The 13,171-nt window shown below is 64.3% G+C and carries 13 protein-coding genes; 7 read left to right on the top strand and 6 right to left on the bottom strand.

The window, feature by feature from the left end; all coding sequences use genetic code 11:
• The first annotated feature begins 3 nt into the window (after positions 1-3).
• The 4 genes from hpnE to ACQVLG_RS22400 all read left to right on the top strand — a co-directional run bounded on the left by hpnE (position 4) and on the right by ACQVLG_RS22400 (position 3,281).
• Positions 4-1,374 carry a hydroxysqualene dehydroxylase HpnE gene (gene hpnE / locus ACQVLG_RS22415; RefSeq protein WP_474291056.1) on the top strand — a complete coding sequence of 457 codons (1,371 nt, stop codon included), beginning with the start codon at positions 4-6 and terminating at the stop codon, positions 1,372-1,374.
• 157 nt (positions 1,375-1,531) lie between these two features.
• Positions 1,532-1,657, top strand: a complete 126-nt coding sequence (locus ACQVLG_RS22410; protein WP_474291055.1) for a hypothetical protein — start codon at positions 1,532-1,534, stop codon at positions 1,655-1,657.
• Positions 1,658-1,684: 27 nt separating this feature from the next.
• Complete coding sequence (locus ACQVLG_RS22405; protein WP_474291054.1) at positions 1,685-2,464, top strand: DUF1700 domain-containing protein; 780 nt, start codon at positions 1,685-1,687, stop codon at positions 2,462-2,464.
• Positions 2,465-2,474: 10 nt separating this feature from the next.
• Complete coding sequence (locus ACQVLG_RS22400) at positions 2,475-3,281, top strand: head GIN domain-containing protein (RefSeq protein WP_230538146.1); 807 nt, start codon at positions 2,475-2,477, stop codon at positions 3,279-3,281.
• A 155-nt stretch (positions 3,282-3,436) separates the two neighbouring features.
• Here ACQVLG_RS22400 and ACQVLG_RS22395 read toward each other — a convergent pair whose 3' ends face one another.
• Entirely contained in the window at positions 3,437-4,678 is a 1,242-nt protein-coding gene (locus ACQVLG_RS22395) for a TIGR03862 family flavoprotein (protein ID WP_474291053.1), read from the bottom strand.
• Between the two features lie 154 nt (positions 4,679-4,832).
• Between ACQVLG_RS22395 and ACQVLG_RS22390 the strand changes: the two genes are divergently transcribed.
• On the top strand, positions 4,833-5,066 hold the full coding sequence (locus tag ACQVLG_RS22390; RefSeq protein WP_474291052.1) for a hypothetical protein: 234 nt from the start codon (positions 4,833-4,835) through the stop codon (positions 5,064-5,066).
• A 47-nt stretch (positions 5,067-5,113) separates the two neighbouring features.
• Here ACQVLG_RS22390 and moaD read toward each other — a convergent pair whose 3' ends face one another.
• The 3 genes from moaD to thrC are packed head-to-tail and all read right to left on the bottom strand — an operon-like array spanning position 5,114 to position 8,113.
• Positions 5,114-5,380, bottom strand: a complete 267-nt coding sequence (gene moaD, locus ACQVLG_RS22385) for a molybdopterin converting factor subunit 1 (RefSeq protein WP_474291051.1) — start codon at positions 5,378-5,380, stop codon at positions 5,114-5,116.
• Positions 5,381-5,390: 10 nt separating this feature from the next.
• Positions 5,391-6,617, bottom strand: a complete 1,227-nt coding sequence (locus ACQVLG_RS22380) for a molybdopterin molybdotransferase MoeA (RefSeq protein WP_474291050.1) — start codon at positions 6,615-6,617, stop codon at positions 5,391-5,393.
• The gene (gene thrC, locus ACQVLG_RS22375; RefSeq protein WP_230538153.1) at positions 6,617-8,113 is read right to left on the bottom strand and encodes a threonine synthase; all 1,497 of its coding nucleotides are present in this window, start codon (positions 8,111-8,113) and stop codon (positions 6,617-6,619) included. Before thrC ends, ACQVLG_RS22380 begins: the two co-directional genes overlap by 1 nt.
• Before the next feature lie 237 nt (positions 8,114-8,350).
• Between thrC and ACQVLG_RS22370 the strand changes: the two genes are divergently transcribed.
• Together ACQVLG_RS22370 and ACQVLG_RS22365 are read left to right on the top strand one after the other, a co-directional pair.
• On the top strand, positions 8,351-9,826 hold the full coding sequence (locus tag ACQVLG_RS22370; protein ID WP_474291049.1) for a hypothetical protein: 1,476 nt from the start codon (positions 8,351-8,353) through the stop codon (positions 9,824-9,826).
• Positions 9,827-9,920: 94 nt separating this feature from the next.
• Positions 9,921-10,661, top strand: coding sequence for an AAA family ATPase (locus tag ACQVLG_RS22365; protein WP_230538155.1), 741 nt, complete (start codon positions 9,921-9,923; stop codon positions 10,659-10,661).
• 81 nt (positions 10,662-10,742) lie between these two features.
• Here ACQVLG_RS22365 and ACQVLG_RS22360 read toward each other — a convergent pair whose 3' ends face one another.
• Positions 10,743-12,155: an L-serine ammonia-lyase gene (locus ACQVLG_RS22360; RefSeq protein WP_474291048.1), complete on the bottom strand. Its 1,413-nt coding sequence runs from the start codon at positions 12,153-12,155 to the stop codon at positions 10,743-10,745.
• A 48-nt stretch (positions 12,156-12,203) separates the two neighbouring features.
• On the bottom strand, positions 12,204-13,169 hold the full coding sequence (locus ACQVLG_RS22355; protein WP_474291047.1) for an NAD-dependent epimerase/dehydratase family protein: 966 nt from the start codon (positions 13,167-13,169) through the stop codon (positions 12,204-12,206).
• Between the last annotated feature and the right edge of the window lie 2 nt (positions 13,170-13,171).

The following is a 13,171-nucleotide window of genomic DNA, read 5'->3' as shown; positions in this document are numbered from 1 at the left end:
CGCGTGAAGCAACGCTACGCCGTCATCGGCGCCGGCTGGGCCGGCTGCGCGGCGGCCATGGAACTGGCGCGCGCCGGCCACTCGGTGAGCGTCTTCGAAGCGGCGCGCACCCTGGGCGGCCGCGCGCGCCGCGTCGAACGGGAAAATACTGTGCTCGACAACGGCCAGCACATCTTGCTGGGCGCGTACACGGAAACCTTGCGCCTGATCAAGCTCGCGGGCCAAGACCCTGCCGAACTGATCCTCACCGTGCCCCTGCAGATGCGCTATCCGGTGAACTCAGGCGGCATGGATTTCATCGCGCCGCGCCTGCCCGCGCCGTTGCACCTGGCATGGGCCCTGCTGCGCGCCAAAGGTCTACAAGGCGCCGACAAGCTGGCCCTGCTGCGATTTTCCACCGCCATGCGATGGATGGGCTGGCAGTTGTACCACGATTGCACGGTAACCGAATTGCTGCAGCGCTTCGACCAGACGGATACCTTGAACCGGCTGATGTGGCACCCGCTGTGCCTGGCCGCACTGAACACGCCGCCCGAGCGGGCCTCGGCCCGCGTCTTCATCAACGTGCTGCGCGACAGCCTGGGGGCATCGCGCCGGCGCGCCTCGGACATGCTGATCCCGAAGGCGGATCTCTCCGCCCTGCTGCCCGACGCGGCCGCCCGCTATGTGGAACGGCATGGCGGAGAAGTCCGCACGGGCGCCAAGGTGGCTGCCTTGCACGCCCTGCCCGATGGCCGCTGGCGGCTTGATGACGGCGTCGATGACGGGGACGGCTTTGACGCCGTCATCGTGGCCACCTCGTCCGTGCAGGCCGCGAGCCTGCTGCATGCCGTGCAGGACGCGCGCCTGGCCGATGCCATTGCCCGCATGCAGGCGTTCACGCCGGAAGCCATCAGCACCTGCTATCTGCAATACGACGCCGGCGTGCGCCTGGACTTGCCGTTTTACGCGCTCGTCGATGCGCCGGAGCAACAGCACTGGGGCCAGTTCGTCTTCGACCGGGGCCAGCTCGACAGCAAGCAGGCAGGCTTGCTGGCCGTCGTCATCAGCGCCTCCGGTCCTGCCGCCGAGCAAGGCCACGGGCCGCTGGCGCAGGCGATTGCCGCGCAGCTGGCGCAGGTGCTGCAGCGCCCTGAATTGGCGCAACCCGTCTGGACCCAGTTGATCACGGAAAAGCGCGCCACCTTTGCCTGCACGCCGGATTTGCTGCGCCCCGGCAATGCCAGCGGCATGCCGGGCCTGTTGCTGGCCGGCGACTACACGGCCAATGAGGACCGGACGCAAGACTATCCGGCCACCATCGAGGCAGCCGTGCGCAGCGGCGTGGCGGCCGCCAGGGCCGTCACCACGGCCAAGGCGGCAAAACAGACTTGACGGTGCATCCTCCCCTGGTGTCGCTGGTCCCCGCGAAATTGCATTCTGTCGCACCGTGCTGGTGCGTTCACGTGCGCTTGGGTACAGTCCGATCATCGACAACGGCCATGCCACAGAGGAATACCATGCACACCACCTTGCACTTGAAAACAACAGCTTGAAAGCCCTGGCGCTGCTGACGGGTGTGGTGCTGGCCACCTTGATCGTGATTCACGGACAACAGGCGCCACAAGCGCCATTGATGCTGAGCCAGGCAAGCATGCTGCTGCCGGCGCTGGGCTAAGCGGCGCGCAGGAACAGGAAGAATATGATGAACAAGCAAGATTATCTCGAGGCGCTGCGGCGCGCGCTGGCGGGCTTGCCGCCAGACCTGGTGGCCAAGACGCTCGATTACTACGAACAGACCTTCATCGAAGGCGCTGCGGCCGGCCGCAGCGAGCACGAGATCGCCGAGGACCTGGGCGACCCGAAAAAAATCGCCCTCACCTTGCGCAGCAGCACCCACCGCCAGGCTTTCGAACAAAAGAAAACCCCCGTCAACCTGCTGCGCCTGCTCGTCTCGCTGGTGGGCCTGGCCATCTTCAACCTGTTCATGGTCGTGCCTGCCGCCGTCTACGCGGCTCTGCTGGCCACCCTGTATGCGGTCGGCCTGAGCTTTTACCTGGCCGGCATCGCCATCACGGCCAGCGGCTTGTCCGGCGCCAACGAACTGGTGCTCGACGGCCCCCTGCGCCACGTCTTTATCCATGACGACGATGGCGGCGAGGGCGGCGAGCGGCGCGAAACGCGCATCACCATCGGCGACACGGGCATCGAAGTCGACCATCTGCCCGGCCCCGTCAAAACCGAACCCGAGGCGCCGAGCGCTTCCTCGCGCGTGATGGAGCGGGCCGAAGCGCTGGCCGGTGGCGGCATCCGCATCTCCACCGACATGGACCGCGATGCGCGCACCACGCAAACCGTCTTCGGCGTGGGCATGCTGCTCGGCGGCATCGCCATCTTCCTGCTCAGTCTGGTGGTAACGCGCTATACCTTGATCGGCGTCAAGCGCTACATCGCCATGAATGTCTCCCTCCTCAAAGGTCACTAGAAAGGCTGCCATGAAACGCTTACTCAAAGTCGGCCTGTCCATGCTCCTGCTGGCCCTGGTCCTGATCGCCATGTCGTATGCGGCGCTGCGCGCCAAGGGGATCAGTAATCCCAGCAGTGCTGCCGGCCGCGCCGTGCGCAGCGAAACGCGCCCGATCTCCGCCGACATCACCAGCATCGACCTGGCCGGCCCCATCGACCTGGTGCTGCGCCGCGGCGCCACGCCGTCGCTGAAAGTGAGCGGCGAGCAGCGTCTGCTGTCGAACGTCGACACGACGGCCGATGGCACGACCCTGCATATCGGCCCGAAAGGCATGCTGTTCCACCATCGCCAGCCGCTGCAGGTGGAACTGGTGCTGCCAGCCCTCGCGCGGCTGGAAGTGCACGGCAATGGCGACAGCAGGATCACGGGCTTTTCCGGCGACAGCTTTATACTGGAATTGACGGGCTCGGGCGACGTCAGTTTTACGGGACGCTACAAGCAGGTGCAAGCGACCGTCAACGGCAGTGGCGACCTCGACATCAATGCCGGCAACAGCGACAGCGTGGTGCTGGAAATGGTGGGTTCCGGACGCATCGCCGCCAGCGGCAACACGAAATTCCTGCGTGCCGACCTGAGCGGCTCGGGCGACATCGATGCCGAACACCTGGCGGCAGACAAGGCCAGCGTCAGCCTGCAAGGCTCGGGCGAGAGCACCGTCTTCGTGCGCGACGCCAGCAACCTGACCTTGCGCGGCAGCGGCGACATCCACGTGCACGGCAACCCGCGCCAGCGCGAGACCCAGAAAAGCGGGTCAGGCGACATCATCTGGCATTGATGATGACGCAGTTCACAATCTACTGCGCGGCGCGATTTGCGGCCTGCGATGCTCGCTGTACTAGAGTACAGCTGCGCTTCTCAGCCACAACTCGGGGCCGCTCGCTACGATTGTGAACTGCGTCGTGGCGCTAACGATCAAATGCTGTTGTAATTTCAAAAATTCCCTTCCAGCCAACTGACGGCCTGCTCGCCGGCCGCCTTGCCTTGCGCCAGGCAGGCCGTCAGCAGGTAGCCGCCCGTGGGCGCTTCCCAGTCCAGCATTTCACCAGCCACGAACACGCCCGGCATGGCGCGCAGCATGCTGCCGTCGATGCCATCGAAATCCACGCCGCCGGCGCTGCTGATGGCTTCATCGATGGGACGCGGGCGCTTGAGCGTGACGGGCAGCAGCTTGATGGCGGCCGCCAGTCTGGCCTCGTCGGCAAAGTCGGCAGCGCTCAGGCATTCGCGCAGCAGGCCCGATTTCACGCCTTTTATTCCCAGCCGGCTATTCAGGTGGCTGGACATGGAGCGGGCGCCGCGCGGGCGCGTCACTTCCGCGAACACGCGTTCATGACTGTGGTCGGGCGCCAGGTCCAGCCAGATCGTGGCGTGGCCGTCGCGCGCGATCTGCTCGCGCAAGGCGGCCGACAAGGCATAGATCAGGCTGCCCTCGACGCCGCCCGCCGTGATGACGAACTGGCCCTGGCGCTTGATCATGCAGTCGTCGATGTCGCGCGCCGAAATGGCCACGGTCGTCAGCGGTTCGCCCGCATGGCGGCTGCTGAAATGCGCGCTCCAGTCCACGTCGAAGCCGCAATTGGCCGGCGCCAAAGCTGCCACGGCCACGCCCCGCCCTTGCAGCAGCGGCACCCAGGCACCATCGGAACCGAGGCGTGCCCAGCTGCCGCCGCCCAGCGCCAGGATCACGGCGTCAAAGGAGTGCAGGCGTTCGCCATCCGGTGTGGCAAACGCCAGCTGGCCGTCCTGCCAGCCCGTCCAGCGGTGGCGCATGTGAAATTGCACGCCCGCTTCGCGCAGGCGGTGCAGCCAGGCGCGCAGCAACGGTGCCGCCTTCATATCGGTGGGGAAGACGCGGTTCGAGGAGCCGACGAAGGTGTCGACGCCCAGGCCGTGCACCCAGTCGCGCACCTTTTGCGGGCCGAACTGGTCCAGCGCCGGTTTCACGCTGTGCGCCTGCCGGCCGTAGCGCGAGACGAAAGCCTGGTAGCCTTCCGCATGCGTGATATTCATGCCGCCCCGCCCCGCCAGCAGGAATTTGCGGCCGACGGACGGCATGGCGTCGAACAGCTCCACCCTGGCTCCCTGCTCGCTGGCCGCCTGGGCGGCCATCAGGCCGGCGGGGCCGCCGCCGATGACGGCGATGTGAAATGGAGGAAGGCTGGAATGGGTCATGGCATGCTGGAAGACGGTGAAAACCCCGGCATTTTAGTCGAGATAAGGCCAGCGGATGGCAAGAATGCCGAAAAATGATGCATACTGCGCGGACATGCTGCAGCGATCGGCACTTTGACTTCACGCGACAACGCGACGACAAGAGGAGAAACACATGGGCGCAGGATTCTGGATTTCCCGTTATTTGCTGGCCAGCTCGATCTTATTCATCATCCTGACGGTGGTCGAGTACAGCAAGGGCACCACCAGCCAGGCCGACATCCTCAGCGCGCTGGCCTGGTCGCTGGTGGCATCGGCCATCTTCATCGGCTCGAAATACTGGCGCTACAAGAAAGCCATCGCCTGCGCCACGTGCAGCGCAGACAAACCGAAAAGCAGGTCTTCATGAAAAAACGGCCACTTCGATGAAGTGGCCGTCTCATTTGGCAAGCGGGATCAGCCGCCCGTCACGGGCGGGAAGAACGCCACTTCGTCGCCTTCGCCGATGGCGGTATCGGCATCGCACATCACCTGATTATGCGCCATGCGCAGCGCGCGGCCCTGCGCCAGCGCATGTTCCCAGTTGCCGCCGCGGGCGATCAGCAGGGTTCTCACCTGGCCCACCGTCAGCCGTGGAGCGGCCGCTTCGTCCACCTCCAGCACTTCCTGGCCCGTGCCCACCAGCTCGCGCACGCTGGCAAAAAATCGCAGATTGATCTTCATCAAGACTTCCTTAGTACAGCAATTCGTTAAACGGGATAAAGCGCAGCATGTCGCCGCGCGCGATCGACAGCCCCGGCGGGCAATCGATCAAGCCGTCGCCCCACACGGTGGACGTCAGCACGCCCGAACTCTGGTTGGCGAACAGTTCCAGCTCGCCCTCGTCATTGACCCTGGCGCGCAGGAATTCGTTGCGCTTGTCCGCCTTCAGGCGCTCGAACGCGGCCGGCAGCTTGTAGCTGCGCGGCGCCAGGCTGCCCGCCACGCCCTGCAGGCGCAGGATGAACGGGCGCACGAACAGCAAAAAGGTGACGAAGCTGGAGACGGGATTGCCGGGCAAGCCGATAAAGAAGGCGTCCCGCACCTCGCCGAAGGCCAGGGGTTTGCCCGGCTTGACGGCGATCTGCCACATGTTCAGCCGCCCTTCCGCTTCCACGGCCGGCTTGATATGGTCTTCCTCGCCCACGGACACGCCGCCCGAGGTGATGATCAGGTCATTGCCCTGCGCCGCCTGGCGCAGCACGGCGCGCGTCGCTTCCAGGCTGTCAGGCACGATGCCCAGGTCCGTGATCTCGCAACCGAGATTTTCCAGCAAGCCGCGCAAGGTAAAACGGTTCGAGTTGTAGACGGCGCCCGGCGCCAAAGGCTCACCGGGCATGGCCAGTTCGTCGCCCGTGAAGAACACGGCCACACGCAGCTTGCGCAGCACGGGCAGCTGCGCCAGGCCCACGGAGGCGGCCAGGCCCATTTCCTGGCTGCGCAGGCGCCGGCCCGCGCCGAGGATTTCGCCGCCGGCACGGATATCCTCGCCCTGGCGGCGCACCCATTCGCCCGCGTGCGGCACGTGATTGACCGTCACCACGCCGTCAAGCAAGGTGCACTGCTCCTGCATCACCACGCAATCGGCGCCGTCCGGAATCAGCGCGCCCGTGAAGATGCGCGCCGCCGTCCCCGGCTGCAGGGGCTGGCCCACGTGGCCGGCCGCGATGCGCTGCGACACGGGCAGGCTGGCCGCGCCGCTGGCGCAATCGCTGGCGCGCACGGCATAGCCATCCATCTGCGTGTTGTCGCGCTCGGGCACGTTCAGGGTCGACGTTTGCGCGGCCGCCAGCACGCGGCCGTTGGCGCGCATGGTGTCAATGTGCTCCACTTCGGCCACCGGACGCGCCGCGCCCAGCATGAAGGCTTGCGCCTCGGCCACCGACAGCATGGGTTTGCGTACAGTGCTGGCGTCCGTCATCACAATCCCGTATTGGCGGCGATATACGCCTTCATTTTTTCCACGTCCGTGCCCATCACAACGAACTTTTGCGGCAAGTCTTCGATGTTTTCGAAGCCGGCCGGGCGCTCGGCGTCCACGCCCAGCGCTTCGAGGATGGTTTCATTGAACTTGGCCGCCAGCGCCGTTTCCAGCACGATCATCGGCACGTTCGGCTCCAGGTGCTCGCGCGCCACCTTGATGCCGTCGGCCGTGTGCGTGTCGATGGTGATGCCGTAGTCGTCGGCCACGTCGCGGATGGTGTCGAGGCGGTCCTGGTGCGTGGACTTGCCCGACTTGAAGCCATACTTGGCCACCAGCTTGAACTCGTCGCCATCGCTGCCCGGCTTGCCGGACAGGTCAAAACCGCCATGCGTTTCCACTTTCGTGAACAGGGCGCGCACGCGGTCGCTGTCGCGGCCCACCAGGTCGTAGACGAAGCGCTCGAAGTTCGACGCTTTCGAAATATCCATCGACGGGCTGCTCGTGTGGTAGGTTTCCGCCGACTTGCGCACGCGGTAGACGCCCGTGCGGAAGAATTCGTCGAGCACGTCGTTTTCATTCGTCGCGGCCACCAGTTTCGAAATCGGCAAGCCCATCATGCGGGCGATATGGCCGGCGCAGATATTGCCAAAGTTGCCAGACGGCACCGTGAACGACACTTTTTGCTCGTTGCTGGTGGTGGCCGCCAGGTAGCCGCGGAAGTAATACACGACCTGCGCCACGACGCGCGCCCAGTTGATGGAATTGACGGTGCCGATCTTCTGTTGCGCCTTGAACGGCAAGTCGTTCGACACGGCCTTGACCATATCCTGGCAATCGTCGAACACGCCTTCGACGGCGATGTTGTAGATGTTCGGGTCTTGCAGGCTGAACATCTGCGCCGTCTGGAAGGCGCTCATTTTCTTGTGCGGCGACAACATGAAGACGCGGATGCCCTTCTTGCCGCGCATCGCGTATTCGGCCGCGCTGCCCGTGTCGCCCGACGTGGCGCCGAAGATATTGAGTTCGGCGTCGTGCTTGGCCAGCGTGTATTCGAACAGGTTGCCCAGCAGCTGCATGGCCATGTCCTTGAAGGCCAGGGTCGGGCCGTTCGACAGCGCCTGCAGCATCAGGGTGGTCGATCCGCCCTTGACGATGTTTTCTTCGAGCACGCGCAGCGGCGTGATGTCGGCCGCATTTTCGCCGGCGCGGGCGTTCTTGTAGACTGCCTTGGTATAGGTTTTCGCCGTCAATGCCTTCAGGTCCGCGGCCGGGATATCGGTGGCGAACTTCTTCAGGATTTCGTAGGCCAGGTCGGCATACGACAATGTGCGCCAGGCGTTGAGCTCGGCACCAGTGACTTGCGGGTAGTGTTCAGGGAGGTACAGTCCGCCATCGGGGGCCAGGCCGCCCAGGAGGATGTCGGAAAATTGCTGCAAAGATGCTTGTTGCGATTGCGATGGCGCTTTATCAGCGCGGGTAGACACGTAATGCATAGATTTGAAGAGTCCAGTTGAGCTGAGTGCGGTTGATCATGAATGGCAGCGGATATTATAGTGCGAGGCGGCGCCCAAGGCGAATCCGTCGCGTTCGCCCGGGCGTCAGCCGTCCGGCGCGAGGGGCGTCTGTTGTCAAACGACACACCTTGTCGCACGGCAACTGTATCATGGCCGCTTTCCAGACTAGCGGGGCACGCCAGCCCGCCCACGACGACCATGCCACAGCCATGCCACATGAAACGCGACGATTTTCTCAAGCAGGACGATGTGCGGGACTTTATCGACTGGCTGGCGGCCGCATTGCCAGACAGGCCCTTTCACCTGAAGATGGCGCGCAGCCGCTTCGTGCCGGGCGGCCTGGACGTGCAGGCGACGGGCCTGGAAGCGGTGCTGGGCCACTACTACGTGTGGAGCACGCGCTGGACCGATGCGCAAGGCAAGGCTGTCGTCTCGGGCAACTGGCATGAAACGCGCGCCTCGCTGGGCCTGCTGCGCGGCTGGCTGAAGACCGCCATCGCGCACGGCGATGAAGACCAGGCGCTGGCGGCCTGCCTGGCCGTCCTCGAATGGGGCGGCGTGCGCGGCGCCATCGTCTTCCTCAAGCGCCTGCACGCGCAAGGCCGCCTGGTCGCCTACTTCAGGCGCCTGGCGCCCTTGATGGCGCTCGACTCGGACGCCTCGCTGGACGCGCTCGACACGGACAGCGTGGAACGCTTCGACGCGGGCCTGACCAAGATCCACGCCCTGCTTGACGACAGCGGCTCGCCCATCTACGACACCCGCGTGGGCGCCGCCATGGCCATGCTGTACGCGCAATACCGCAGCCAGGCAGGCAAGAAGCTGGCAAGAAAACACTGGCTGGCCTTCCCCTCGGGCGCCGCGCGCGGCAAACAGATCCGCAATCCCAAGGGTATCGACAGCGGCTTTGCCGGCGCACCGCAATTCTTCGGCAGGGCCGTGTCGTGCCAGGACTGGGCGCAATGGCAAGTCAAGCTGGGCTGGATCCTGCGCGCCGCGCTGGAACGGTGCGACTGGTTCAAGGCGGACGGCGCCGACATGGCCGCCCGCTGCCATGCCTTCGAAGCGTGTCTGTTCATGCTCGGGTATGACTTGCGGTGTTTTGCAGAGGCAGAGGCAACTGCGGAAGCCGCTATGGCAAAAGAAAGGGTTGCAAAGGACGGCGTGCCGCAAAGGGGCTGGGTGCCGACTGGCTGCTCATTCAAGAACGTCCTTCCTCTATACGCGCAATTCCGGCGGGGACAGGAAAAAGATGATCTTGCCACCTTCGCCAAGTGGTACGCCATGACCCAGAACAAACCCCTGGAAACGGCCAGGGCCTACTGCTTCCCGTATACCAAAAGCGAATTCGATCTGTTTGGCAGCAGTGAAGAACGGCTGAGCACCATTGTCCACGGTGGAAAAGAAGGACTGTATGCGGCAGTGGGGAGCACGGAAGCATATGCGGAAGACGCCGAGCGCGAGCGAATCTGCCTGGTCGACGCCCTGCTGGTCGGACGCATGGCGGACATGTCGCCCGCCGCCAGCACCACCTGGCTGCTGAAAAAGGGCTATGCGGGAACGAAAAATGCTGCCAACACCCTGATGACGGTCGGACGCCAGATCGGCCGTCATTTCGGCCTGCTGGACGGGAAATATCGTCCTACCGCCTTCTACCACGAATACTTCGGCGATTGCATGCGCGAGTCCTAAGTCAAAAAATCAGGCGCCCGTGCTGGCGCGTGCGCCCGATTTGCGCCACACTGGTGTTTGTCGGCCCGCCTGCGGGTCATTCATGGAAGCGGTCATGTCGCTGAGTAAAAAACCGTATCTGCAAAGCGCTGCGCTGCGCGCTGACGCCGTCGTCGACCTCGACCACTATCCGTTCACCATTCCCGCCATCCGCGACTTCGTGCACATGGATTTCCACCGCGACGTGACGTTTTTCGTGGGCGAGAACGGCAGCGGCAAGTCGACCATGCTCGAAGCGCTGGCCGTGGGGCTGGGCTTCGGCAAGGATGGCGGCACGCGCAACGTGCGCATCGCCCTGCCCTCGGACGAGGAATCGGGCTTGCACGCACACTTGCGCCTGAGCAAGAGCTACAAGAAGCCGGACGACAGCTATTTTTTGCGTGCCGAGAGCTTTTTCAACGTCGCCACCTACATGGACGACATGCCCGAATACCTGGCCAGCTACGGCGGCAAGTCGCTGCACGCGCAATCGCACGGCGAAGCGTTCATGGCGACCCTGATCAACAAGCTGCGGGGCAAGGGTTTATATCTGCTGGACGAACCCGAGGCGGCCCTGTCGCCGAGCCGCCAGCTGGCGGCATTATCGGTGATCCACCAGCTGGTGCAGGACGATTCGCAGCTGATCATCGCCACCCACTCGCCGATTCTGCTCGCCTACCCGAACGCGAAAATCCTCATGTTTACGGGCGGCGGCATCCATGAAGTGGCGTATGAAGACACGGAACACTACGCCGTGACGCGCGATTTTCTGAATAATTATCCCAGAAGGCTGGAACAGCTGTTCGAGGAGGAGTGAGGATCAACCCAAAGACAAAATCCGGGGTCGGACCCTCAGGGTCCGACCCCAGCGTCTGCCGTTGGGGTGTTTTTCAGATGTTCAGCAAGCCGCATGGTTCACGGTGATGACATGCACGGCCAGACCGCCCAGCGACGTTTCCTTGTACTTGTCCTGCATGTCCGCGCCCGTCTGGCGCATGGTTTCGATGACTTCGTCGAGGCTGACGAAGTGCGTGCCGTCGCCCTTCAGCGCCAGCGAGGCGGCCGTAATGGCTTTCACGGCGCCCATGCCGTTGCGCTCGATGCAGGGGATCTGCACCAGGCCGCCGATGGGGTCGCACGTCATGCCCAGGTGGTGTTCGATGCCGATTTCGGCCGCGTTCTCGATCTGCTCGTTCGTGCCGCCCAGGGCCGCCACCAGGCCCGCCGCCGCCATGGCGCAGGCCACGCCCACTTCGCCCTGGCAACCCACTTCCGCGCCCGAGATCGAGGCATTGCGTTTGCACAACATGCCGATGGCCGCTGCCGTCAGCATGAAGCGGCGCACGCCGCCGACCGGATCGCTGGGGCGGCAATCCTGCGCATAGTAGCGCAGCACGGCCGGAATGATGCCGGCGGCGCCGTTGGTCGGCGCCGTCACCACGCGCCCGCCGGCCGCGTTTTCCTCGTTGACGGCCATCGCGTACAGGCTGACCAGGTGCACGGCGTCGTGCGGCAAGTCGTTGGCGCGGTTGTCCGACGCCTTCGCTTCCTGCGCCAGGCGCCACAATTTCGCGGCGCGGCGCTTCACGTTCAAGCCGCCCGGCAGGTTGCCCGTCGTTTCCAGGCCGTGCGCGATACAGTCCCGCATGACGTGCCAGATGCGGTCCAGTCCTTCATCGAGTTCCGTCTCGCTGCGCTTGACGCATTCGTTGGCGCGCAGCATTTCAGGGATCGACAGGCCGCTTTCCACGCCATGCGCCAGCAGTTGCTCCATGGTATCGAAGGGGAAGACGACCCGCGCGCTGGCGGCCGATTCCACGGCCGCTTCGGCCTGGGTCTCAGCTTGCACTTCGCCCGCTTCGCGGATAAAACCGCCGCCGATCGAGTAATACACCTTGTCAGCACGGCTGCCGTCAGCCAGTTTCAGCGTAAAGCGCATGCCGTTCGGGTGCTCGGGCAAAGACTCGCTCTTGTGCCAGATCAAGCCCGTGGCGGCCGTAAACGGCACCACATGCGTGCCCAGCAGCGCGATTTCTCCGGCCGCCTCGATGGCGGCCAGCTTGCTGTCGACGGCATCAGGCGCCACGTCTTGCGGCGTTTCGCCCATCAGGCCCAGAATGACGGCCTTGTCCGTGGCATGGCCCACGCCCGTCAGCGCCAGCGAGCCATACAGGGCCGCCTCGACGCCCACCACCTGGTCCAGCGGACCGTATTCGACCAGAAAACGCCGCGCCGCCGCCATCGGCCCCACCGTGTGGGAACTCGACGGCCCGATGCCGATTTTAAACAGGTCAAATACGCTCATGTCCATATGGTGTCTCTTTATATTAGTATGTTTTTATGAATGCCGGTACAGGACTCAGGCCGCCTTGGCCGCCTGCCCCGCATCGACATTGGCCAGCATGTCCGTGACCATCTGCTCGACGCCGATCCGCGCCTTCCAGCCCCAGTCCGCGCTGGCCTTGCTGTCGTCCAGGCTTTGCGGCCAGCTGTCGGCGATGGCCTGGCGGCTGTCCGGCTTGTAGCTGATCTTGAAGTCCGGCACCATGTGCACGATGGCTTTCGCCAGCTGCTCGGGGCTGAACGACACGCCGGCCACATTGTAGGACGAACGGATCTTGATCTGCGACACGGGAGCGTCCATCAGTTCGATGGTGGCGCGGATGGCGTCGGGCATGTAGATCATCGGCAGGGTGGTGTTCGCATCGAGGAAGCAGTCATAGCGCTCGCCGCGCAAGGCCGCATGGAAGATGGCGATGGCGTAGTCGGTGGTGCCGCCGCCCGGAGGCGACTTATAGCTGATGATGCCAGGGTAGCGGATGCTGCGCACGTCCACGCCATACTTGTTGAAATAGTATTCGCACAGGCGCTCGCCAGCCAGCTTGCTGATGCCGTACATCGACGTCGGATCCATCACCGTCATTTGCGGCGTGTTCACCTGCGGCGTGTTCGGACCGAAGGCGGCGATCGACGATGGCCAGAAGATGCGCAGCGGTTTGCCCGCCTCGCCGCGCTCGCGCGCCAGTTCCAGGATATTCAGCAAGCCATCCATGTTCAGGCTCCACGCCTTCAACGGCGCCGCTTCGCCCGTGGCCGACAGCATGGCCGCCAGCTGGTACACCTGGGTGATGCCTTCGTCGGCGATGATCTTCGCCAGGCCGTCCTTGTCCAGCACATTCAATTGCGCATAGCGCTTGGCCTGGTACAGATTGTTCGTGCCGATGTCGCCGGCGATGACGTTGTCCGCGCCGTGCTGCTGCGCCAGCGCGCCCACCAGTTCACTACCGATTTGGCCGTTTGCGCCAATGACTAAGATGCGTTCCATGC

The organism is Janthinobacterium sp. TPC_1 (assembly GCF_056037845.1).
This window is presented reverse-complemented; position numbering and strand designations above follow the sequence as displayed.

Coding starts and splice junctions, on each gene's coding strand:
- ACQVLG_RS22395 (WP_474291053.1), bottom strand. CDS start 4,678: ATGACCCATTCCAGCCTTCCTCCATTTCACATCGCCGTCATCGGCGGC.
- ACQVLG_RS22360 (WP_474291048.1), bottom strand. CDS start 12,155: ATGGACATGAGCGTATTTGACCTGTTTAAAATCGGCATCGGGCCGTCG.
- ACQVLG_RS22355 (WP_474291047.1), bottom strand. CDS start 13,169: ATGGAACGCATCTTAGTCATTGGCGCAAACGGCCAAATCGGTAGTGAA.
- thrC (WP_230538153.1), bottom strand. CDS start 8,113: ATGCATTACGTGTCTACCCGCGCTGATAAAGCGCCATCGCAATCGCAA.
- ACQVLG_RS22370 (WP_474291049.1), top strand. CDS start 8,351: ATGAAACGCGACGATTTTCTCAAGCAGGACGATGTGCGGGACTTTATC.
- ACQVLG_RS22390 (WP_474291052.1), top strand. CDS start 4,833: ATGGGCGCAGGATTCTGGATTTCCCGTTATTTGCTGGCCAGCTCGATC.
- ACQVLG_RS22400 (WP_230538146.1), top strand. CDS start 2,475: ATGAAACGCTTACTCAAAGTCGGCCTGTCCATGCTCCTGCTGGCCCTG.
- ACQVLG_RS22365 (WP_230538155.1), top strand. CDS start 9,921: ATGTCGCTGAGTAAAAAACCGTATCTGCAAAGCGCTGCGCTGCGCGCT.
- ACQVLG_RS22380 (WP_474291050.1), bottom strand. CDS start 6,617: ATGACGGACGCCAGCACTGTACGCAAACCCATGCTGTCGGTGGCCGAG.
- ACQVLG_RS22405 (WP_474291054.1), top strand. CDS start 1,685: ATGAACAAGCAAGATTATCTCGAGGCGCTGCGGCGCGCGCTGGCGGGC.
- moaD (WP_474291051.1), bottom strand. CDS start 5,380: ATGAAGATCAATCTGCGATTTTTTGCCAGCGTGCGCGAGCTGGTGGGC.